The sequence below is a fragment of the Neorhizobium sp. 2083 genome (genome assembly GCF_031455615.1).
In the GTDB taxonomy this organism is placed as follows: Bacteria; Pseudomonadota; Alphaproteobacteria; order Rhizobiales; family Rhizobiaceae; genus Neorhizobium.
This window is the reverse complement of record NZ_JAVDTC010000003.1, coordinates 53,773-76,270: the sequence shown is the minus strand read 5'-3', so window position 1 is coordinate 76,270 and position 22,498 is coordinate 53,773. Positions and strand designations below refer to the sequence as shown.

The window sequence follows — 22,498 nt, the reverse complement described above, 5'->3', positions numbered from 1 at the left end:
GGAATGATGGCTTTGCTCCTGAAGAGGAGCAATCCGTCATGACATCCGCTACAGTTACGAGTTTATCGCGTTGGTCGCTGATGCGATGCTGCGTGGCGAGCATGACGCCGTAAATCGTCGCTCCAACCCAGAGGATTGCCAAGGGCGCCCCCCCAAGGTTCATTGCGCGCATGCGGTTGTGCAGGGGCGGATCGCCTCCTTGCCTCATGAGCGGCGCCAGAACCGCGCTTCACCATCTAAACGTCCAATGGGCAGTCCGAAACGGCACTATCGACCTCGGAAGCGCCGCCACGCCTCATAAAGGCAATGACCGTCTCGATCTTGTTCACCGCTTGGCGTAGCGGCTCGATGATCTGTTCCTCGACCTTGTTCCGGGGGACCGCGCTGATGAAGAAACTGACCGTGATGGACGCCAGGACCGTGCCCTTGTGACAGATCGGCATCGCGACCGTAGTGTTGCGCCGCGGTTCTGTTTGCGGTGCCCGGATGGCAAATCCTTGTTTTCGAACACTGGCGAGAAGCACATTGTGTTGCGCTTCCTGTTCAGGCCCGAAACTGCCATTGCTTCCGGCACGGATCACGGCGAAAAGCGCCGCGCGCTCCTCTTCTCCGCAAAACGCCATATAGGCTCGACCCATGGCGGAAGTCAGCAGGTTAGGCCTGTTGTGGAGCAGCGTGTTGGCATGAACCCAGGGACTGATCGTGCCGGTCCAGAACTGGACGGCGATCGCATCGCCATCGAGCGTGCCGATGCCGACAGGCCATTTGATCGCATTGGTCAGATCGACTGAAAAGGGCCGGGAAGCCTCGATGACTTCAGCAATTCCCTTGTAACCGGCGTGCAGTTCCTCCACCCGATGCGTGACCCGATAGCCGCCGCACATATTGTCGCGCACGACGTAGCCATCGGCAATCAGGGTATCAAGCATCCGCACGATGGTCGGCTTGGGCAACCGGGTGGCGGCGTGGATGTCCCCCACGGTGCAGATACGAAGCCGGTTGAGGATACGCAGGATTTCCAGCGCACGGCGCACGGATTCCACCGGAGGATAGGAAGGTCTGATCGCGTCCGTCATCCCGCGCCGGGAGTTGGCCCGGCAATGTGTCGCTTGGCTACGCGCCCCGGCTTTCCAGCTTGAGGGTCGATCATCCTCGGCAAAAGTGTCTCCACCGGCAAGTCCTTCATCGGCCGCAGCACCTAGTTCCATGCTAACCTCCCACTACATTCTACCTCGCAGAACCGCGATCCCGTGCCGGAGCGAATGCCTCCCCGCATCGCCCGACAGTCAGTGCCTCCCAGCAGGTACCGTCTTGATGTGCGTCCCTGCATCTCTGCCCGGATGCCGCAGGTCAGACAAGGATGAGCCCGGGACCCGATCTTCGGCAACCTGCGGCGGCATGAGTTTCGCATTGCGAAATTCTCGTAAATCCACGAACTTTCCTAGATGTTTAGCGCATGCTTGGCTGTTGACCCATCCATAAATCAGGCAGCCATGATCGATGCCCTCGGAAGCCAATCCTTCGAACAAAGGTGTGACAGGCCGTTAGTCGAGATCGCCCGTAGCGGATGTAACGTTGGCGAAGGCGGCAGAAAGCCTGTCAAGGACCGCGGCAGGCAACGGCGAACCATTGATCGCCGCGATATTGTCCTCAAGATGCGCAAGGCTGCCGGTACCGGTCATTACGACGCCGATACCCGGCACGTGCCGGCAGAACCGGTAGGCCGCTTCCGTCAAAGATCCAGCCACGCCGTTTTCGAGCAGAAAGCCCAACGGATCTTCCGCATCCAGCAAATCCGGCGGAACTTCGCCTTTCTCGACGAGCTTCGCCACCAAGCTGTCCAGCGTTTCCTTGCGGGCAAGCGCACCGCGCACGGCATACATGGCCATGATGCCAATATTCTTTTCGATTGCCTGTGGCAGGACGAAACGCGCGATCGACGGATTGACGAAATTGCAGCCAAGCATCAGCACGTCCCACACGCCATCCGCGACGGCGCTTTGGGCAACCTTATGTTCGCGGTCTATCCCGAAAGACTCGGTCACACCGAGAAATCGCAGCTTGCCTTCATCGCGAAGCTGCAGCAACTCCGGCAAAAGCTCATCTCGGCAGAATCCATATTGATGCGGGCGCACGCCATGTAGCTGCAAAATGTCGATATGATCGGTGCGAAGCGCCTTGAGGCTGGCCTCGACGCTCCTGCGCATCTCGCCAGGTGTAACGAACTCGCTGCTCTCATAAGAGCTGCCTTGAACCGTGCAACGCGCCTTGGTAGCGAGGATCACGCTGTTGCGCCGTCCCTGAACGCCTGCACCGACAACCTCCTCGGTGCCGTAAACCGGTGCCGTATCGATGAAATTGATGCCGCGATCGAGTGCCGCGCGAACAAGATCGATCGCTTCTGCTTCACTGCCTCCGCGCCGGAGACCGAGCCGGCTGTTGCCACCCGCCCCGAGGACCGCCGCACTGACCTTCAACCCGGTCCGCCCAAAGATTGTCGTATCCATCGTCTTCCGCCTCGCTTGCGGGACCATCGGATTATCGCTGCTATTTCGGCATGCCCCGCCTTTTTCAAAAAATCGTAACGAGGCTCCGGAAGGATATCAACCAACCAGTTGGCGCCCACCAGCACGCCTAATCTTTTCGCTGTGAGAAATAGATATCGTCTCCCCGGACGTGGCGAGAACGCTGCCCTAGAACGATGAGAACTGCTTCCGGCAGATCGATCCGGCCAGTGTGCCGCACAGGAGGAGCCTATATTGCCGAATAATGCAGAACGAACGAACCTGACCTGCGAGCTGGAGCGCCAGCTCCACGATTTTTGGCATGACGTCGATACCAACTGGGGCCGGCAGGCCGCCGATTTCTACACCGAGGATGGCGTCTTCGAGGCGAGCGAACAGACCTATCGGGGCCGCGAGAAAATCCGCCAGTTCTACGAATACCGGATCACCCGCGGGCCGCGCGTTGCAGCTCATGCCGTGACGAATTTCCGGGTCGTGTCCGAAACGCCCGATGAAGCCACGACGACGTGGTACCTGATCCTCTATGCGCATGACGGCGAGCCCGTTCTGCCATCCGCACCGCCCATCCAGATCGCGCTTGCAACCGATCACTGCGTCAGGGGCGATGACGGTGTCTGGCGTTATAAAAACCGCAAATTCGAGACCTGGTTCAAAGGCGGAGTGCCGACGACGACGTTCAGAGGTTAACGTCCGAACGCGTTTCTCTGACAAAGCATTTGCCCGGACCATGAGGTAGCGCCCGGGCGAGATTGCAAGAAGAACGATAAAATCCATTCTAGGAGGAGAGGAATGGGAAAGATTATCCGTAAATTGAGGCTGGCTGCCATCTTCGCCATGGCATCCGCTTTCTCGGTGGCAGGCGCTTTCGCCCAGAACGCGCCCTACCCAACGAAACCAATCAAGCTGATCATACCTTATGCCCCGGGCGGCGGAACGGATGCGGTCGCAGCGGTATTTTCCGATAAGCTCGCCAGGAAATTCGGCCAGCCGGTGGTGAAGGAAAACCACGCGGGCAGCAACTCTGTCCTCGGAACGGCGCTGCTCGCGGACGCAGCCCCCGATGGCCACACCTTGCTGGTTGTCACGGGCGCCATCGCCAACAATCCGTTTCTTTATGCCAAACTGCCCTACAAGACGCCGGAATCCTTTGTTCCGGTCTCGATCCTGACCACCTATCCCTTCGTGCTCGGCATTCGCAGCGGCCTGCCGTTCAAGAACATGCAGGAGCTGATCGACTACGCCAAGGCCAATCCCGGCAAGCTGACCGCCGGTACGCCCGGTCGGGGCGCCGGCGCCCAGCTTGCGCTCGGCCTGCTGAACAAGAGCGCCGGCATCCAGATCCGCGAAATCCCGTTCAAAGGTGCCGGCGACAGCTTGAACAACGTGGCAGGCGGCTTCGTCGACATGGTCTTTTCGGGCTACGAAACCGTGCGCCCCTTCGTCGAAAGCGGGAAGATGAAGGCCTTTGCCCATACCGGCACCGGCGCGTTGGGCAACGAGAAAATTCCGGCGATCGCAGACACCATTCCGGGCTTCGAATACCAGAACTGGCTGGCCCTGATCGCACCCGCCGGAACGCCGGCCGCCGTGACCGACAAGCTCAACGGCACGCTCAAGGAAATCTTCGCCGAGCAGGATACCAAGGACCGGCTGGCCGGCCAGAACATCATGGGCATCGCCAGCAGCTCGACCGAGGCTAAAAGTTATCTCGCCAAGGAAATGACGACCAGCAAAGCCGTCATCGAAAGCATGGGCCTCAAGCCTGAATAAGCACGCCTATGAAGCGTCACCGACGATATGGCGTCCGGCATTCCCGGCGCCATATCGAACCAAGGTCAATGCATCATGCCGGAGGTACAAGTGTCTTTTAGGCTCAACGACAAGGCGGACGTCGAGGCCGGCCTGTTTTTCACGCTGTTCGGCGGCCTCACCGCGGGATTGTCTCTGCAATACCAGATGGGAACCATTGCCGCGATGGGTACCGGCATGTTCCCGTTGATCCTCGGGATCATACTGACAGCCATCGGTCTGATAATCCTGGCAAAAGGCGTCATGGCCGACGGCGAAACCATCCGAAGCCTGCCACTGAAACCAGTATTTCTGATTGCCTTGTCGCTCCTGGTTTTCGCAGCCCTCGTCCTTGCGGTGGGCTTGGTCGCAGCGGTGCCAGCGCAGGTGTTTATCGCGCTTTGGGCCTCGGACTATTTCACCCTGAAGCGCGCGATCGCGCTCAGCATCGGGCTGCTGCTCTTCTGCTACCTCGTCTTCATCTATTTCCTCGGCGTTGCCGTTCCCATGATTGCGATCTGATCCCATGGAATTCCTCAACCATCTCGGCCTGGGTTTCGAGGCCGCACTTTCGCTCAGCAACCTGACCTTCTGCTTCATCGGCGTTCTGGTCGGTACCGCCATCGGCATTCTGCCGGGACTTGGTCCGCTGGCGACGATCGCCATGCTCCTGCCGCTGACCTATTCGCTCGAACCGGTCACCGGGTTGATCATGATCTCCGGCATTTATTATGGAGCGCAATACGGCGGCTCCACGACCGCCATCCTCGTCAACCTACCCGGAGAATCTTCCTCGGTGATCTCCTGCCTTGACGGTCACCAGATGGCACGCAACGGCCGCGCGGGGGCCGCGCTGGCCATTGCCGCGGTCGGCTCCTTCTTTGCGGGAACGATCGCAACGATGCTGATCGCCGCTTTCTCGCCCGTCCTGGCGGAAGTAGCGTTCCTGTTCGGCCCCGTAGAATATTTCGCGATGATGGTCCTTGGCCTCACGGCAGCGACGCTACTCGCCCACGGCTCCTTCATCAAGGGCGTCGCCATGGTCCTGACGGGGCTGATCCTCGGCCTCGTCGGCGCCGACATCAACAGCGGCACATACCGCTTCACGTTCGGTTACTTCTCCCTGACGGAGGGCATCGAATTCGTTGCCGTGGCGATGGGCCTGTTCGCGTTCACCGATATCGTCACCAATATTCGCGGCGACCAGGCGCGGGATGTCACCACGCCTTCTCTGCGCAATCTCTGGATGAACGGCAAGGAGGCCAAAGAAGCCGCACTTCCGGTTGTGCGTGGCACGGCAATCGGATCGGTTCTTGGGCTGCTCCCCGGCGGCGGAGCGATGATTTCGTCCTTTGCGTCCTACGCCATCGAAAAACGTCTCGCCAAGCGGCCTGAAGAATTTGGCCATGGCGCGATTGCCGGTCTCGCCGGCCCGGAAGCCGCCAACAATGCGGGTGCGCAGACGTCCTTCATCCCGATGCTGACATTGGGTATCCCGAGCAACGGCGTGATGGCCCTGATGATCGGCGCGCTGATGGTCCACAATATCGCGCCCGGCCCCTATGTCATGGTGTCCAATCCAGAAGTCTTCTGGGGTCTGATCGCATCGATGTGGATCGGCAATGCCATGCTGGTCGTCCTGAACCTACCGCTCATTCCGCTCTGGGTCCGGCTCATCCAGATTCATTACTGGATCCTCTATCCCATCATTCTCACGGTCTGCTGCGTCGGCCTGTTCAGCATCGAGAATAGCCTGCAACCGATCTATTTTGCGGCCGGGTTCACGCTGGTGGGCTGCCTGTTCTGGCGGTTCCGCGCCGAGGCCGCCCCCCTCCTTCTCGGCTTCATCCTGGGGCCGCTGATGGAGGAACATTTCCGCCGCGCGCTGCTGCTTTCGAACGGCGATCTGGCGATCTTCTACCGGAGCCCGCTGTCTATCGTCATGCTTTCCGTTGCGGCAGTCATGTGCCTGGTGATCCTGCTTCCACAAATTCGCCGTGGCCGCAGCGTGGCGTTTACCGAGGATGCATAGCGGACCGCCTCAACATCAAGACGACTTAGCGCCTGCCCGACCTCAGCATTTCTGTCCGTGAAACGCCGGCTGATTTGCTTTGCGCTGAACGTGTGCAGATGCAAGCCAGAAAACCGGCAAGATCACAGCAGTGCCTTGAAACATGGGAGAAAGACTTGGCCAATCCAACCATCATCAGTTGCGCCGTCACGGGCAATATCACGACCGTCGAGTCGACACCCTATCTACCTGTCACGCCTGAGCAGATCGCCAACTCATGCCTCGAAGCGGTCAGGGCCGGTGCGGCGATCGTGCATATTCACGTGCGCCATCCGGACGGGCGGCCGAGCATGGAGCTGCAACACTATCGCGAAGTGATGGATCGCCTTCGCGCGGCCGATGAGGACGTCATCATCAACCTGACAACCGGACCGGGCGGTCGCTTCGTGCCGGGCGAGCAGGAGCCGAGCGTTGCCGGCCCAGGAACCACACTGCTGCCGCCGGATCGGCGGGTCGAGCATATCGCGGCACTCCGACCGGAAATCTGCAGCCTCGACTTCAACACGATGTATTCCGGCACGTCGGTGGTAATCAACACGCCCCGCAATCTCGGCATCATGGCGGACATCATCCGGGAAGCCGGCGTCCTGCCCGAACTTGAAGTCTTCGATACCGGCGATATCCAGCTCGCCAACCAGTTCATCCAGGAAGGCCGCCTCGATGCGCCCGCCCTCTTCCAGATCGTGCTCGGCGTCCGTTATGGCGCGATCGCCACGCCCGAAACCCTTGCCTACATGAAATCCCTACTGCCGGCCGGCTCCCATTGGGCGGCCTTCGGCATCGGCCGCTGGGAGTTTCCCATGCTGGCGCAGGCATGGCTGCTCGGCGGACATGTGCGCGTCGGACTGGAAGACAACATCTATCTGGAAAAAGGCGTGCTGGCGAAAAGCAATGCCGAGCTCGTCAGCAAGGCCGTGCGCATTCTGAAGGAGCTTGGCGGCTCGATCGCCACGGCCGGAGAGGCGCGCGAAATTCTGAAACTCAAGAAACAGCTGCCCAGATGAGTGAAAGGCCGACGAGGCCTCAGGACCATATTCAAAAACCGAAGCGGAGGATCCCATGTACGATCAGAGTGACCCGAGAGCCAGCCTGGCTCAGGCCGCAAAGCCCAAAGCAGGCCATGTCCACAACAGCTATTTCGGCTCGCAGCTTAGCCTCTATTACGACACCGAACCACAGGTCTCGGACGAGAACGGCAGGACCTGGATCAGCCGCGGCCAGAATTTCGTCATCGCCTATACCGACGGCAAGCAAGGCGGCACATTCGCCCGAAGCTCGCAGCCGGATGAATATGCCCTGATCATTCCGGACCGGGAAACCTCTGTCGAGATCACCACGGCAGACGGCACAACGACTGTTCCGGGTTATTCGGTCGCCTTCGTGCCACCCGGCGAAAGCAGCATTCGCATGCTGACCGCGGGCAGCATCGTCCGACTGTTCACGCCCAGATCGAAAGACATGGCGGAGGCGGCTTCCAACGCAGACGCCTTCTCAGGCTCGCATCCCAACGTTCCGCCTTTCGAAGCCTGGCCGGAACCGCCCGGTGGCCTCAAGCTCAAGTGGTACACTCTGGACGTCCCCGAGGACCCGTCACGGTTCGGGCGGATCTATCGATGCACGACGTTCATGGTCAACTACCTGACACCACGTGTCGGCCCACGCGAGCGCGACAAGGTCTCGCCGCATCATCACGACGATTTCGAACAGTGCTCGCTGGCCCTGACCGGCACATTCACACACCACCTGCGCTGGCCGTGGACTTCGGACATGAATGTCTGGCGCGAAGACGAGCATCTCTACTGCGAGTCGCCATCGGTCTGCGTCATCCCGCCCCCGTCGATCCATACGACCACGGCGGAATCATCCGGCGTGAACCAGCTTGTCGACATATTCGCGCCGCCGCGCATGGATTTTTCGCTGAAGCCCGGCTGGATTCTCAATGAAGACGATTATCCAATGCCGAAATCCTGAACCAGATGCAGAAAGGCCCCCGGAAATTTCCGGGGGCCTTTTACCATGAAGCAGTTGAAACGTGTTTCCGGATCAGGTCGGCTGAACCAGCCCCGCATCGACGAGCGGCCGGATGGATTCGATCTCCTTCTGGATGGAAACCTTCATCTGGTCGGGCGTATTGGCGACCGCCGTCAGGCCCAGTGACGTGAGCTTTTCCTTTGTCGCCGGCATATCGGTCCATTCCTTGATAGCGCCCTGGATCGCATTGACGATCTCAGCCGGCATTCCCTTCGGGCCAACGGCGCCGAACCACAGCGTCTGGTCGTAATCCTTGAACCCCTGTTCGGCGACAGTCGGCACATCCGGGAGCTCCGAGGTTCGCTTGAGGGAGGTCACCGCAAGCCCGCGGATTTTGGAGTCGCGGACATGCGGCAGGTAATTCGACGGCGCATCGAGCGCGAAATGGATATGCCCGCCCAGAAGATCCGTCAGTAGCGGCGGTGATCCCTTGTAGGGGATGTGGTTGATTTCGACACCCGCCATCTGGCCAATGATTGCCGCTGCTATATGCCCCTTCGTGCCGGCGCCCGGATTGCCGATATTGACCTTTCCGGGATTTGCCTTGGCATAGGCGATCAGTTCCTGAAGCGATTTTGCCGGAGCGGTAGCGCTCGCGGTCAGCAACGCGGGGCTTTCCGCAACGATCGAGATCGGCGTGAAATCCACCTGGGGGTCATAGGCGAGGTTCTTCTGTACGACCTTGTTGGCCGCGATCGGCGCACTACCGCTGACCATGATCGTATAGCCGTCAGGAGCCGCGCGAGCGAGCTTGCCGCCAGCCAATGCGCCCGCAGCGCCGGCATGGTTTTCAACCACGAACTGCTGACCGAACTTGGCCGTCAGCACATCCGCCACAAGGCGCGTGATAATGTCACTGGTGCCGCCCGGCGGGTAGGCCGATATGACCACACCCGGTTTACTTGGCCATTTGGCGGCCGACCAGGCCGCTCCGTTCGACGCCAGCAATGCAGCCGTGCCGCCCAGCACCATGAATTCGCGTCTCTTCATTGTTATTCCTCCCACTCGTTGATCGAGCCTATGCCGTCAAATTAACGCAAAATGTCCCCTTCCCGAACATGAGGCTGCATCCGTTTCGCTGCTTGGAACGGCTTTGGTTATCCATCACTTCCGGCAAGCCAGCGATCTTCCCCGGCATGAAACGCCGCCAGTTCATCGGCCCGGTCATCTCCCAGCAGATCCGGATTAACCTTCACGCCGCGCACGCTCTGGATATAGGCGAGGAATTTATAGGACGGCCGCATCGCGTTGAGCCGGGTCCAGTCGATCGGAAGCGTCTCGGACGGATTGACCGGCTTCATGACATCCCGCTCGAAAAAGACATGGAAGGACAGAAGTTTCCAGACGCCATCCTCCCTGACTGCGCGGGAAAAGAACCGGCAGAACACGTGAAAATCCACCTCGGTGTTCTCCAGCCGCGCGCGGTTGAAGATCATCGCCGGACTTTCCACCGTCGCCCGGTCGCCGGCGATCTGGGCAAAGGCCGGAAAGACCCAGTGCTTGCTGTTGCCGGTATTGCTCATCCACTTTCGCGTGGCTTCCACATAGGCATCACCACCATGGCCATCATACCAACTGGTGCGGATATAGGCATCGCGGTGGAAGCACTCAGCCATGACGTCGAACCGGCGCTGATCCCGCGCGAACCGCTCGCGGCGCACCAGATCGAAAAGTTCCTCGCGGTCGAGATGTGCCCGCAGGCGGGCGTCGAAATCCTGTGGCATTGGGTCTCCTGATCTATGTGGATACGGTTGCGCGAAGGTGCAGGAAACCGACGATCGTCAGTCGGCCTCCTGCAGCCCCTCCTCGCGCACTTTCCGGAAACGGGGAGATACGATCGACAGCAGCAGCAGCGCCGCGACGATCAGCGTCCCCAGGCTGAGCGGGCTGGTGAAGAAGACGCTGGCGTCACCATGCGAGATCAGCAGCGCCCGCCGGAGATATTCCTCCGCCATCGGCCCGAGGATCATCGCAAGGATGAGCGGCGCAGGCTCCGCGCCAACCTTTTTGAAGAAATATCCCAGCACACCGAACAGGGCCATCATGTAGACGTCGAAGACGCTGTTGTTGATGCTGTAGACCCCTATGGCAACGAAGACGCAGATCATCGGGAACAAGTAATGATAGGGCACGGAGATCAGCTTTGCCCAGACGCCGACCAGCGGCAGGTTCAGGAACAGCAGCATCAGGTTGCCGAGCCACATCGACACAACGAGCCCCCAGAACAAAGCCGGCTGCTGCGTCAGAATTTCCGGCCCCGGCTGCACGCCCTGCACGACAAGCGCGCCGATCATCAGGGCCATGGTCGCCGTGCCGGGGAGGCCAAGCGTCAGCATGGGAATGAAGCAGGTCTGGGCCGCCGCATTGTTTGCCGCTTCCGGCGCGGCCACGCCTTCGATCGCCCCTTTGCCGAACTCAGCGGAATGGCGCGAGACCTTCTTTTCCAGCGCGTAGGCCGAGAACGATGCAAGCAGCACCCCCGCTCCCGGGAGAACACCGAGCAACACGCCGATGCCGGTACCGCGCAGGATCGGCGCGGCCATGCGTTTCCAGTCCTCGCGGGTGGGAAACAGGCTGCTGACCGGCGCCAGGCCGGCCGAGCGGTCTCTTTCGTTCTCAAGGTTTGCGATAACGTCACCAAGGCCGAAAACGCCCGTCGCTACCACGACGAAATCCAGTCCGTCGAGCAGGTTCGGTGTGCCGAAGGTAAAGCGCGCGGCACCCGAATTCACGTCGGTTCCGATCATGCCGAGCATCACGCCGAACAGCGCCATGCCGAACGCAGTCAGCAAAGAACCGCTGGCCAGTACCATCGAGGTGATCAGTCCGAGCACGATCAATGAGAAATATTCCGCCGGTCCGAAGGTCAGTGCAAGACCTGCGAGTAACGGCGCCGAGACCGCGATGAAAAGTGTACCGACGGTGCCTGCGAAGAAGCTGCCAATGGCCGCCGCCGCGAGCGCTCTGCCCGCCTTGCCCTGCTTCGCCATTTCATGGCCGTCAAGCGTCGTGACGACCGACGAAGCTTCGCCGGGAAGGTTCATCAGGATAGCAGTGGTCGAACCGCCATATTGCGAGCCGTAGAAAATGCCTGCCAGCATGATCAGCGCGGTATCGACCGGCAGGCCGAAGGTGAACGGCAGGAGCATGGAAATGGTTGCGATCGGCCCGAGGCCCGGCAGTACACCGACAGCCGTTCCGAGCAACACGCCCAGGAAACAATAGAGAAAATTCCCAAACGTCGTGGCGGTCGAGAAGCCGAGCAGAAGTCCGTTGAATATATCCATGTTGAGGCTCACAAGACGTTGGCTATTGCAGCCAGGTGCCGAGAACCGGCATCGGCAAGCCGATCAGTTGGATGAAAAGAACAGTGCACAGGCCGGCAAAAACCAATGCGCCGAGGGCAGCCTTCCAGTCGAGCTTGAACTTGATGCTGGTTGCCGCACTCAAAACGAGAAGCAGCAGAACAGCCGGCAGGAAGCCCAGCGGCTCTATCGCCAAGCCAAAAACGACGACTGCCGCAGGCACCATGATCAATGCCTTCCAGTTGATCTCCGGAAAGGCATCGCCCGATGCGGCGATGGAGCGAACCAGAACACCGATGCCGGTCAGAACCAGGAGGCTGGAGACGATGACCGGGAAATAACCCGGCCCCATGCGCCCCGCTGTGCCAAACGGGTATTGGACGGAGATCCACAGCGCAATACAACCGGTGACGGCGAAAAAGAGCCCCAATATGCTGTCTTGCCCGATCCTCATCGGTAAACCTCCCAAAATACTGGCAGAAGCCCGACCTATGTGTTGGGCCGATGCAAACGATAGATCATGCACCGATCCGGCTCCTCCCGCCGAAATCGATGCCGGGCCATCCCTCAAGCAGGGTAACCAAGGATGGCCTTGACCTCGAGATATTCTTCGAAACCGAACAGTCCGAATTCACGCCCGTTGCCGGACTGTTTGTAACCGCCGAACGGCAGGCTGCGATCGAACGCGGCGCCGTTTAGATAGACCCGCCCCGCCCGGATGCGGTTGGCAACCTTGCGGGCGCGATCTGCGTCCTTTGACTGTACGAAGCCCGCCAGACCGAACGATGTATCGTTGGCAATCGCAATTGCTTCGTGTTCCGTGTCATAGTTCAGGATGGACAGAACAGGCCCGAAGATTTCTTCGCGGGCAATCGTCATGTCGGGCGTCACATCGCCGAAGACTGTCGGGCGCACATAATAGCCGCGGTTCAATTCGGCAGGGCGGCCCGGCCCGCCGGCGACTAGCATCGCCCCCTCGTCCATGCCGATCTGGATCAGGTTCTGGACCTTGTCGAACTGCTGCTGGCTGACGAGCGGCCCCATCGTGGATTTAGGGTCGAGCGGATCACCGAGGCGAATGCTGTCGACTGCCCTGCGGGCGGCGTCGAATGCCTGTTCACGCTGTGAGCGGTGTACCAGCATGCGCGTCGGCGACTGGCAGTTCTGGCCGGCATTGGTGTAGCAGGCATGCACGCCAGCCTCGACGGAAGCCTCGAGATCGGCATCCGTCAGGATGATGTTGGCGGACTTTCCTCCAAGCTCCTGAGCGACACGCTTGACCGTATCGGCGGCCAGCTTCGCAACCTTGATGCCGGCCGCCGTCGAACCCGTGAAGGACACCATGTCGATTTCGGGATGGCCAGCAATCGCTTCACCGACGGTCGGCCCGTCGCCGTTCACCAGATTGAAGACACCGGGCGGCAGGCCCGCCGCATCGATGATCTCTGCGAGCAGCATCGAGCTCAACGGTGCAATCTCGCTCGGTTTCAACACAACTGTGCAGCCGGCCGCGAGCGCCGGTGCGACTTTGGAAGCTACCTGGTTCAGCGGCCAGTTCCACGGCGTGATAAACCCGCAGACCCCGATCGGTTCGCGGCGCACGATGCCGTTGCCCATCCTGTGCTCAAATTCGTAAGTCGAAAGCACGCGCACCACTTCCTCGAAATGGAAGAGCGCGACTGTCGCCTGGCGTTCAGTCGAAAAGGTGATCGGCGACCCCATCTCCAGCGTCATCAGCCTCGCCAGTTCCGGCAGATGCGCCCTGAACCCGGCGATAATCTTTTCGAGATAGCCCAATCGCTCCTCGACGCTGATTTCGCTATAGGCTGCGAACGCACGCCTGGCCGCTTTTGCCGCTCTGTCAACGTCTTCATGTGACCCGAGGCTGATCCGGGCAAACGTCTCTTCGGTCGCCGGATTGGTGACGCCCATACTGGCTGACACTGCCGGATCAATCCATCGACCGTCTATATAAAACTTCAGTTTTTCCATCGTTCCGTTCGCTGCTGCTGACGCTAAAAGGCTAAGAATTCAGAAACACTACAGGGCTGGACATGACTGGCAACGCGATCTCAAAGGCGTTTCGCCAGACGACAACAAGTCGCATTAGAAGGCAACCTTATAAATGCCTGCCTTCGTCCACCGGCACAATGATTCCGGTGGAACTCGTCAGGTTAACGATGCAGGCAACCACCGCCCGCGCCACGTCATCAGGCGTCGTCACCCGTCCGAGCGGAAACTTTTCAGCGACCTTTTCCAGTTGCTCACGGGTGCGGTTGGGAACGAAATCCGTATCGACACCTGCCGGCGACACAGAAAACACCCTGACCTTCGGCGCCAGCACCTTGGCGAGCGCGATCGTCAGCGAGTCGAGACCGCCCTTTGCAGAAAGATACGCGAGGCTGCTGCCGATCCCCGTCCGCGCCGCGATCGACGAGACATTCACGATGGCGGCATTGTCACCGCCCGCCAGCAGCGGACGAAACGCGCGGATCACCGCGAAAGGGCCGCGCAGATTAAGCGTCACCGTGCTGTCGAAAATTTCATCGGTAAGTCCCTCCAGATCCGCGGCTGGGACCGGAGTGGTCGCGCCACCCGAATTGACGAGCGCGTCAACGCTCCCGAACCGCTCCTTCACGGTGGCGACAGCCTCGGCGATGGATGCCGGATTGTCGATCGCGATGCGCGTTGCGATATGCCCTTTTCCTTGAAGGCCCCGCACCACATCGTCTGCCGCATCGGGCCGGTTATTGTAACCGACGACGACAGTCGATCCCATATCCGCCAAACGCGCCGCTGTCGCCCGGCCGATACCGCTGCTTCCTCCGGTGATGACCGCCACTCGGGGTATGCGGAGCGCGGGGATATCGATAACAGCCACAGGTTCCTCCAATCGAGCCATCAGCCCGAAAAATCATTGATAGCCTTGGCGGCTGCAGTGCGAATGAAACCGTGGTCACTCGAAAGCAGCATGGCGCTTGCTCCAAGCCCCTTGGCGAACTCGAAATCGTCCCTGCTTGTCGGCAGCATCAGCAAAGGGACATCGGCCTCACGGGCCGCAGCCGCGACCTTCGTGCTGATCTCGGCGACTTTTCTTGCCGCATCCGGATCATTGCCGAATGAGGCTGTCAGATCTCCGCGGCCGATGAACAGCGCGTCGATCCCATCGACCCGCGCAATCGCTCCGGCATGCTCAATCGCATCCTGGTCTTCGATCATCACGATGCAGGCAACCTGCCTGTCCTGCATCGCCATATGCTGCAGTCCATTGACACTGCCCCAGGTGCTGGCACGCGTAAGCCCTGCAAAACCTCGGCTGCCGCCGGCATAGCGGCAGCTCTGCGCCACGGCCTTAGCCTTCTCCACCGAGTTCACATGGGGCACCATGATCCCCAGCGCGCCGCAATCCAGCGCGGAGAGGATGCCCGCCGCGGTGAATTCCGGCACCCGGACCAGAGGCGCAATGTTGGAGGCACGGGCCGCAAGAATCATCAGATCGGTGATTCCGCGATCGAGCGGTGCATGCTCCTGGTCAATGACCACGAAATCGTAGCCTATCGGGCCGAGCATCTCGATCACCTGGGTCGTCGGCAGCTTCAGAAAAGTCCCCAACATCCGCTCCCTTGCGAGAAGGCGTTGGCGAAACAGGCTAAAGTTCGGGCGTTGGTCGGTCATCTCGGATTCTCATCTGCTAGATTGGCTGATAGGGTTCGGGCACCATGGTCGCGATCGACGGATCGACAACCAGCACCACCTTGCCGATCTGCCGGTTCTCGTCGAGAATGGCGTGAGCGTCCTTCACCTGGCGAAATTGTACGGCTTCGTGGATATGCGTTCTGATGCGTCCGTCCTCGATCAGCGGCCAGACCTGTGCAACAAGTTCACGGGCAATCCGGCCTTTGTAATCCGCCGACCGGGGCCGCAGCGTCGAACCGGTGATCGTCAGACGCCGGCGCACTAGCGACCTTATGTTGACCTCCGCCCTCTCGCCGTCGTGGCTTGCGATGAAGACCAAGCGGCCATCGGCCTTCAACAGATCGAGCTGCCGCTGCGTCTTCGGGCCTGCCTGTCCGTCCAGGATGACATCGACGCCGGCGCCGTCTGTCAGCCCGCGGATTTCTTCATCCCAGTTCTCTTTGTAATCCAACGCCACCTTCACGCCGATCTCCAGACAGACCTGCCGCTTTTCCGAACTTCCCGCCGTCGCAAAGACTGTTGCCCGGCGTAGATTCCGCGCGATCTGGATGCCGGCCATGCCCACACCGCTCGTACCGCCGTGGATCAGCAGTGTTTCCCCTTCGCCGAGGCGCGCCAGCCAGATCAGGTTGTTCCAGGCCGTGAAGAACACTTCCGGAAGCGACGCACCTTCTATGAAACTCAGCCCCTTCGGGACCGGCATGCATTGCACGGCAGGTGCGACACAGAATTGCGCATATCCGCCGCCATTGACCAGCGCGCAGACCGGCATCCCGACCTTCAGCGTTTCAACGCCGGGGCCGACCTCCTCGACGACGCCCGCGACATCGAGCCCGGGTATGTCCGATGCGCCGGACGGTGGCGGGTACAATCCCCGCCGTTGCTGGACATCCGGCCGGTTGACACCGGCTGCAGCCACTCGGATGAGCACTTCTCCGGAACCAGGCTGCGGCATGTGCCGTTCAACGATCCTGAGCACTTCCGGGCCGCCCGGCTTTTCAATTTCAATGACTTGCACCAGCTCAAACCCGTCGCCGCGTCAATCTGCCAGACCGACCAGTCGAGCCGGATTATCCGAAACCATGGCCCGCACCTCCGCCTCGCTGAAACCGAGCGCCAAGCAGAGCTTGATGGCCTGCCGCATACCTTCCACAGGTGTCGGATTATCGACCTGCCCCAGATCGGAGCCGATCGACGAGTGCGCAACGCCGGCAGCCAGGATGTGCTCCTTGAGTTCCTGCGGGGAATAGGCGTTGAAGCGGCTGTCGACATACATGCCGGCCGATTGCTCGACCAGCGCACCCATGGCCGCCAGGTCGCGGATGTCGTCATAGGTGAAGTGCAGGCCGTACATCGGGTGGTTGATGAGGAGGCGCTTGACTCCGCGCTTTTTCGCCTCCTCGAACAACCGCCAGATTTCCCAGACATGCAGATGGCCGGAAGACAGGATCACGTCAAACTCGGCGATCATGTCGAGGATCTGTTTTACCTCGTCGAGAATATTCCCATATCCGTCAACGACACTGAGCGCCGGCGAGTTTTTCAGTTCGACATTGGAGGCGAGGCGGACCTTGCGATGGGCGCTTCTGATATGATTGGCGGCCTGTGCCGTCGGCATCCAGATCAGCTTGGCGCCCATCTTCAACTGTGCGTCCACGACAAAGGGATTGAAGCCGCCGGTCGAATTGTTGAGTACGAGGCCGCTATACATGGCAAGGCCGCGATCCCCCAGCACCCGCTCCATCAGGGGAATGAACGGCGCCACGGAATAGTGGTGATCCTTGAAAAGCAAAGCACGCATGCCAGCCGCCGCGGCTTCTTCGGCCGCTTCCAGATGATCAAGCTGGCGCGGCATCGTCGAAGGCCCGGAATGCACATGAAGATCCAATGCGCCGCGCAACAGGCTTGCCGCCAAGGCGTCGTCGACACCGGCGATCAGTCGGCGAACTTCCTCGCGGTTGCGTTTCGTATCCTCTGTCGAAGCCATGAACGTCATCCTCCTTGCATCTAAGGCAGCCTTAGAACTTGACTTGGCCCAGCGACAACCTATCGTCTCTATCGTTTCGCGAGCCGGAATGGCTTGGCGGACAGTCTGGGAGGAGGACCCATGACAATTCGAGCTATAGAACGCGCGATGAACGTGCTTCAGGAGCTGAACCAGCAGCCGATCAACACGATCGCGCAGCTTCATGCCCGCACGAAACTGCCCAAGCCAACGCTCGTGCGCATCCTGCGGACGCTGGAAGAGGCAGGCTACGTGGAGAACGACACGCGGCAGGGCGGCTACCAGGTGAGTGCGCTCGTTACGTCGCTCAGTTCCGGTTTCCACAAGGGGCCACTGGTCGTCGAAGCCGGCCGGGCGTGGGCGATCGCCATCACCCGCAAGCACAAATGGCCCGTCGCCATTGCCCTGCCGGATTATGATGACATGATCATCCGCTTCAGTACGGTGCCTGACAGCCTGATTTCGCCATTCCACAGCACGGTCAACAAGCGCCTGTGCATGCTCACCCGCGCAATGGGGCTCGCTTATCTTGCCTTTCTCGACGGTGAAGACCGCAATGTAATGATCGACATCTTGCAAAAATCCGACAACCCGGAAAATGCACTGAGCCACCACCGGGACAAACTTCTTCGCCTGCTAAACGAAGTGCGGAGCAACGGTTACGCAACACGTTCCTCGACCGTCGAACCCCGCAACTCCGACACTATTGCCGTTCCGATCATAGCCAAAAGCGGCCGGGTGCTCGCAAGCCTGGGACTGACCTATTTCAAAGCCGCGTTTGATTCAGAGCAGGAGGCACGGGATCGCTATGTTCCAATTCTCAAATCGGCAGCGGTCGCAATTTCGGAAGACCTGAACAGGCTATCCAGCAGCGTGGCAATCGACGTCAGCTCCGCAGATCCGTCGGCTATTTCCAAATCATATTGAACTAGTCCACTGACGTTCACGGAGCCGACACCTCGCAACGCGATCGGCGCACTGCCGCCAGAAGAGATATGATCGTCCGCCGAAAGGCGTATCGTTCGAGCAGTGGACGCCCTTCGCGGTCGGCAAGCAGTTTCATCAACAGCGAACTGCGATAGAAACGTCGACGATGTTGCGCTCGCGCCTGATCCAATGAGCGCTATCCGGCATGGCGCCAGACGCCGTGAAATAGAACCGCCGACGAACGGTGCGGGCGACTTCGAGTCGTGACGTGATTCATCCCTATAGCTGCGGGAATCCGAACCGCCGACCCGTCAAGTAGGGGCAATATTCGAATAATTTTGACAAAACGCAAAATCGTAGCGCGTCATGTCAAATGACATAGACGCGTTGTTCCCGGCATGTGATGATGGAACATCATCGGCAACCGAATGTGTAGGCGCCGATGCCTGAGAGTTACGATATGCTCCCGCCTGCTGAATGGAGGCGAAGCCATGTTTGCTTCTCGATCTTCACGTCCCATATTGCAACCGCTTCTCGAACGCTACGCCTCGGCGTATCACGTTCGTGGTCCCGAGCGTGAAGCATTCATCGAACAAACGCTCGCATACATCGCAAACGATCCAGACATTATGCTTATCGAGCCCGTCGAGCGCGCAATCGCTGTCGCAATGGCGCAGATACATGACGCCAATTTCAGAGCTCGGGCCGCATCAGTCGAGACTACTGTGGCTCGATAATGCGTCGCGCCGCCTTTGCGGCGCTTGTCCACGCTCCCAATCGTCGATTTATATGCCAGTGCAAGCCTCTCCCGATTTGCAGACCTATTAGGCAATCGGCACGCTTGATCGACGGTACGATCATCGATCTCCCGCGCGCAGGTCCACCGCAAACTGCACCGACTAATTGCAATGATCAACGTGCCGCATTGTTACCAAGCTGGCTCCGATATCCACTTGAAATAACGTGCCATCAAGGAAAAGTCCCTCTGGTAGTCCGTACAGGCTGGCAGCGAAAGAGGTTCTTTGTGCTTGCTGTAAATCGGGAGGCGTTTGCCACTACCGCCTGGTCATGGAATCATACCGCCGACCGTGCGATCGCATCTCGGCGGCGCCGAGTCGCACGGCGCTCCTTTTGATGCGTTTGGGGTTAGGACGACGATCACGCAAAGCAGGGAGGGCACATGATTATCAGTGCACCGCCATGCTCACCATCGGATACGGATGAACCGCCTTGAATTGCGCGATCATCGCAGTTGCCTGCTGGAGTACGCGTTCGGCATTGCGCAGATCGTCACGGGCAAGCTCGTCGGCGTTGACGCGAATCGCTTCAGCCATATTGGTCGAAATGGCAGCAAAATGCCTGTGCCCTTCGATGAAGGCGTCTCGTGCCGTGCTTTCGAGGGCGCGAGCGATGTTCACGAAAACCTCCTCGCGCTCTTCGACGTCGAGATCTTTAATCGCGTTAATTCCTTCTTCCATCTTTGCCTCACTCTGAACAGACGTGCGGATAAAGCCGAGCTCATCAAGCCCCGGCCGCGGAAGAGCTAGGAAAACGGAATTTCAATTTCAAGCCCTCAGTGAAGCTTGAACTCGCCCTCGACACGGCGCCAATCGTTCGGCCCGATCAGGCGCTGATGGGTGTAACGGACGGAATGGAGAGGGCCATCAAGGCTGGCCTGCCAGAAATCCAGGAACTTGTGCATTTCGGGGAAATCGGGGGCTAGGTCGTAGTCCTGCCATACGTAGGTCTGCAGGACGGATTCGAAATCGGGAATTCGGTAAAGGATATGTGCGGTGGTCAGCCCGTAGCCGTTCAGTTGACGCTCCAGATCCGATGAAAATCGCATGCTTCATCTCCGTTTCAGACATTGCAAATGCTGGCGCAAAATTTTGCGGCCATCAACGCTTTTATCAACGCGGCATGCCAGTTTCTTGTTCCTTTCCAGCGCGTTAGCAGCAGTTCCAGATGAGTGCTAATTTTTTCGCTTCGCCCTCTTGAAATCGAAAAATCGCGAAACCAGATCTTTTTGCGCAGAACGCTCGACAGAGGTTTTGCACCCGCCCGGACTGGTCATCCGGTCCGGCCAGGGGGAACAACATCATCATTGTTTGTCCATTGGAGGAAAACATGTCGTTCCGACCGCTTCACGATCGCATTCTCGTCCGCCGGGTCGAATCCGAAGAGAAGACCAAAGGCGGCATCATCATTCCCGACACCGCCAAGGAAAAACCGCAGGAGGGCGAAGTCATCGCCGTCGGTCCCGGCGCCCGCAACGAGACCGGCCACATCCAGGCGCTCGACGTCAAGGTCGGCGATCGCATCCTGTTCGGCAAATGGTCTGGCACCGAGATCAAGATCAACGGCGAGGACCTGCTGATCATGAAAGAAAGCGATGTCATGGGCATCATCGCGGCCCAGGCAGAGCAGAAGAAAGCCGCCTGAGCATTTAACGCCAAAAACCATCAGTCAGATAGCTGCCTATTGAGGAGTTAGAGAAATGGCTGCGAAAGAAGTCAAGTTCAACACCGATGCCCGTGAACGGATGCTGCGTGGGGTCGACGTGCTCGCCAATGCGGTGAAGGTAACGCTCGGCCCGAAGGGCCGCAACGTCGTGATCGACAAGTCGTTCGGCGCGCCTCGCATCACCAAGGACGGCGTATCGGTCGCCAAGGAAATCGAACTGGAAGACAAGTTCGAGAACATGGGCGCGCAGATGCTGCGCGAAGTCGCTTCGAAAACCAACGACCTCGCGGGCGACGGTACCACAACCGCAACCGTTCTGGCCCAGGCGATCGTCAAGGAAGGCGCCAAGGCGGTTGCCTCTGGCATGAACCCGATGGACCTGAAGCGCGGCATCGACATTGCCGTCGACGCCGTTGTCAAGGAACTCAAGTCAAACGCCCGCAAGATCACCAGTAATTCCGAGATCGCCCAGGTCGGAACGATCTCGGCGAACGGTGACGAGGAAATCGGCCGCTATCTTGCGGAGGCGATGGAGAAGGTCGGCAACGAAGGCGTCATCACGGTTGAAGAAGCCAAGACCGCCGAAACCGAACTCGAAGTCGTCGAGGGCATGCAGTTCGACCGCGGCTACCTGTCGCCCTACTTCGTCACCAATCAGGACAAGATGCGGGTCGAGCTGGAAGATCCCTATATCTTGATTCACGAGAAGAAGCTCTCCAACCTTCAGGCAATGCTGCCGGTGCTGGAGGCTGTTGTCCAGTCGGGCAAGCCGCTCCTGATCATCGCCGAAGACGTTGAAGGCGAAGCTCTTGCAACTCTCGTCGTCAACAAGCTGCGTGGCGGCCTCAAGATCGCTGCCGTCAAGGCTCCGGGCTTCGGCGACCGCCGCAAGGCCATGCTGGAAGACATCGCCATCCTGACGGGCGGCACTGTCATCTCCGAAGACCTTGGCATCAAGCTCGAAAACGTCACGCTCAACATGCTCGGCCGGTCGAAGAAGGTGGCGATCGAGAAGGAGAACACAACCATCATCGATGGTGCCGGTTCGCGTGCTGAGATCGAAGGCCGCACCGCGCAGATCCGCGCCCAAATCGAGGAGACGACCTCCGATTACGACCGCGAGAAGCTGCAGGAACGCCTTGCTAAGCTCGCTGGCGGCGTCGCCGTGATCCGCGTCGGCGGCTCGACCGAAGTGGAAGTCAAGGAGAAGAAGGACCGTGTCGACGATGCACTGCATGCGACCCGTGCGGCTGTCGAGGAAGGCATCCTCCCGGGCGGCGGTGTTGCGCTGCTGCGCGCCGTGAAGGCCCTCGAAAATCTCGCATCGGCCAACCAGGATCAGAAGGTCGGCGTCGAAATTGTTCGCCGCGCTATCGAGGCGCCGGTCCGGCAGATCGCCGAGAACGCCGGCGCCGAAGGTTCGGTGATCGTCGGCAAGCTGCGCGAGAAATCGGAGTTCTCCTACGGCTGGAACGCCCAGACCGGCGAATATGGTGATCTCTACGCCCAGGGTGTGATCGATCCCGCCAAGGTCGTGCGCACGGCCCTCCAGGATGCCGCTTCGGTCGCAGGCCTTCTGGTGACGACGGAAGCGATGATTGCCGAAAAGCCCAAGAAGGAAGCCGCTCCGGCCCTGCCCGCGGGCGCCGGCATGGACTTCTAAGGCCGCCTGCTGCCGGAGGCTCGT

The 22,498-nt window shown here is 59.8% G+C and carries 22 protein-coding genes; 9 read left to right on the top strand and 13 right to left on the bottom strand.

All coding sequences use genetic code 11. The features are described 5' to 3' along the window. Positions 1–236: 236 nt before the first annotated feature. Both J2X76_RS13140 and J2X76_RS13135 read right to left on the bottom strand, forming a co-directional pair. A complete protein-coding gene (locus J2X76_RS13140; RefSeq protein WP_310216720.1) occupies positions 237–1,208 on the bottom strand; it encodes a helix-turn-helix domain-containing protein in 972 nt (323 codons plus the stop codon). 336 nt (positions 1,209–1,544) lie between these two features. Continuing rightward, positions 1,545–2,507, bottom strand: a complete 963-nt coding sequence (locus tag J2X76_RS13135; protein ID WP_310216717.1) for an aldo/keto reductase — start codon at positions 2,505–2,507, stop codon at positions 1,545–1,547. Positions 2,508–2,759: 252 nt separating this feature from the next. Here J2X76_RS13135 and J2X76_RS13130 point away from each other — a divergent pair, with 252 nt between their 5' ends. The 6 genes from J2X76_RS13130 (at position 2,760) to J2X76_RS13105 (ending at position 8,355) form a co-directional block, all read left to right on the top strand. Further along, on the top strand, positions 2,760–3,212 hold the full coding sequence (locus tag J2X76_RS13130; protein ID WP_310216715.1) for a nuclear transport factor 2 family protein: 453 nt from the start codon (positions 2,760–2,762) through the stop codon (positions 3,210–3,212). Positions 3,213–3,314: 102 nt separating this feature from the next. Then, positions 3,315–4,295, top strand: coding sequence for a tripartite tricarboxylate transporter substrate binding protein (locus tag J2X76_RS13125; RefSeq protein ID WP_113285782.1), 981 nt, complete (start codon positions 3,315–3,317; stop codon positions 4,293–4,295). A gap of 27 nt (positions 4,296–4,322) precedes the next feature. Continuing rightward, positions 4,323–4,835, top strand: a complete 513-nt coding sequence (locus J2X76_RS13120; RefSeq protein WP_310216712.1) for a tripartite tricarboxylate transporter TctB family protein — start codon at positions 4,323–4,325, stop codon at positions 4,833–4,835. A 4-nt stretch (positions 4,836–4,839) separates the two neighbouring features. After that, positions 4,840–6,345, top strand: a complete 1,506-nt coding sequence (locus tag J2X76_RS13115) for a tripartite tricarboxylate transporter permease (RefSeq protein ID WP_310216709.1) — start codon at positions 4,840–4,842, stop codon at positions 6,343–6,345. A 155-nt stretch (positions 6,346–6,500) separates the two neighbouring features. After that, positions 6,501–7,388 (top strand): 3-keto-5-aminohexanoate cleavage protein, encoded by an 888-nt coding sequence (locus J2X76_RS13110; protein ID WP_310216707.1) that lies wholly within the window; start codon positions 6,501–6,503, stop codon positions 7,386–7,388. A gap of 55 nt (positions 7,389–7,443) precedes the next feature. Further along, the gene (locus tag J2X76_RS13105) at positions 7,444–8,355 is read left to right on the top strand and encodes a hypothetical protein (protein WP_310216705.1); all 912 of its coding nucleotides are present in this window, start codon (positions 7,444–7,446) and stop codon (positions 8,353–8,355) included. Positions 8,356–8,427: 72 nt separating this feature from the next. Here J2X76_RS13105 and J2X76_RS13100 read toward each other — a convergent pair whose 3' ends face one another. From J2X76_RS13100 to J2X76_RS13060, 9 genes are all read right to left on the bottom strand, one after another. After that, complete coding sequence (locus J2X76_RS13100) at positions 8,428–9,405, bottom strand: tripartite tricarboxylate transporter substrate binding protein (protein WP_310216702.1); 978 nt, start codon at positions 9,403–9,405, stop codon at positions 8,428–8,430. Between the two features lie 107 nt (positions 9,406–9,512). Continuing rightward, the gene (locus J2X76_RS13095; protein ID WP_310216700.1) at positions 9,513–10,139 is read right to left on the bottom strand and encodes a nuclear transport factor 2 family protein; all 627 of its coding nucleotides are present in this window, start codon (positions 10,137–10,139) and stop codon (positions 9,513–9,515) included. A 57-nt stretch (positions 10,140–10,196) separates the two neighbouring features. Then, the gene (locus J2X76_RS13090) at positions 10,197–11,702 is read right to left on the bottom strand and encodes a tripartite tricarboxylate transporter permease (RefSeq protein ID WP_310216698.1); all 1,506 of its coding nucleotides are present in this window, start codon (positions 11,700–11,702) and stop codon (positions 10,197–10,199) included. Between the two features lie 22 nt (positions 11,703–11,724). Further along, the gene (locus J2X76_RS13085) at positions 11,725–12,246 is read right to left on the bottom strand and encodes a tripartite tricarboxylate transporter TctB family protein (protein ID WP_310216696.1); all 522 of its coding nucleotides are present in this window, start codon (positions 12,244–12,246) and stop codon (positions 11,725–11,727) included. Positions 12,247–12,287: 41 nt separating this feature from the next. Continuing rightward, on the bottom strand, positions 12,288–13,712 hold the full coding sequence (locus J2X76_RS13080; protein WP_310216693.1) for an aldehyde dehydrogenase family protein: 1,425 nt from the start codon (positions 13,710–13,712) through the stop codon (positions 12,288–12,290). Positions 13,713–13,839: 127 nt separating this feature from the next. Then, positions 13,840–14,601: an SDR family oxidoreductase gene (locus tag J2X76_RS13075; RefSeq protein WP_310216690.1), complete on the bottom strand. Its 762-nt coding sequence runs from the start codon at positions 14,599–14,601 to the stop codon at positions 13,840–13,842. A 20-nt stretch (positions 14,602–14,621) separates the two neighbouring features. Beyond that, on the bottom strand, positions 14,622–15,395 hold the full coding sequence (locus J2X76_RS13070; RefSeq protein ID WP_310216688.1) for an aldolase/citrate lyase family protein: 774 nt from the start codon (positions 15,393–15,395) through the stop codon (positions 14,622–14,624). Between the two features lie 16 nt (positions 15,396–15,411). After that, entirely contained in the window at positions 15,412–16,434 is a 1,023-nt protein-coding gene (locus J2X76_RS13065; RefSeq protein WP_310216686.1) for an NAD(P)H-quinone oxidoreductase, read from the bottom strand. Between the two features lie 21 nt (positions 16,435–16,455). Then, a complete protein-coding gene (locus J2X76_RS13060) occupies positions 16,456–17,403 on the bottom strand; it encodes a DUF6282 family protein (protein WP_113131456.1) in 948 nt (315 codons plus the stop codon). A gap of 120 nt (positions 17,404–17,523) precedes the next feature. Between J2X76_RS13060 and J2X76_RS13055 the strand changes: the two genes are divergently transcribed. Then, entirely contained in the window at positions 17,524–18,348 is an 825-nt protein-coding gene (locus J2X76_RS13055; protein ID WP_310216683.1) for a helix-turn-helix domain-containing protein, read from the top strand. A 1,187-nt stretch (positions 18,349–19,535) separates the two neighbouring features. On the opposite strand, the gene J2X76_RS13050 is transcribed toward J2X76_RS13055, so the two are convergent. Both J2X76_RS13050 and J2X76_RS13045 read right to left on the bottom strand, forming a co-directional pair. Further along, positions 19,536–19,826: a hypothetical protein gene (locus J2X76_RS13050; protein WP_310216680.1), complete on the bottom strand. Its 291-nt coding sequence runs from the start codon at positions 19,824–19,826 to the stop codon at positions 19,536–19,538. Positions 19,827–19,921: 95 nt separating this feature from the next. Then, the gene (locus J2X76_RS13045; protein ID WP_310216677.1) at positions 19,922–20,194 is read right to left on the bottom strand and encodes an usg protein; all 273 of its coding nucleotides are present in this window, start codon (positions 20,192–20,194) and stop codon (positions 19,922–19,924) included. A gap of 281 nt (positions 20,195–20,475) precedes the next feature. Between J2X76_RS13045 and groES the strand changes: the two genes are divergently transcribed. Further along, positions 20,476–20,790 carry a co-chaperone GroES gene (gene groES / locus J2X76_RS13040; protein WP_310216674.1) on the top strand — a complete coding sequence of 105 codons (315 nt, stop codon included), beginning with the start codon at positions 20,476–20,478 and terminating at the stop codon, positions 20,788–20,790. Between the two features lie 55 nt (positions 20,791–20,845). Next, positions 20,846–22,474, top strand: a complete 1,629-nt coding sequence (gene groL / locus J2X76_RS13035; RefSeq protein WP_310216671.1) for a chaperonin GroEL — start codon at positions 20,846–20,848, stop codon at positions 22,472–22,474. The last annotated feature ends 24 nt before the right edge of the window (positions 22,475–22,498 follow it).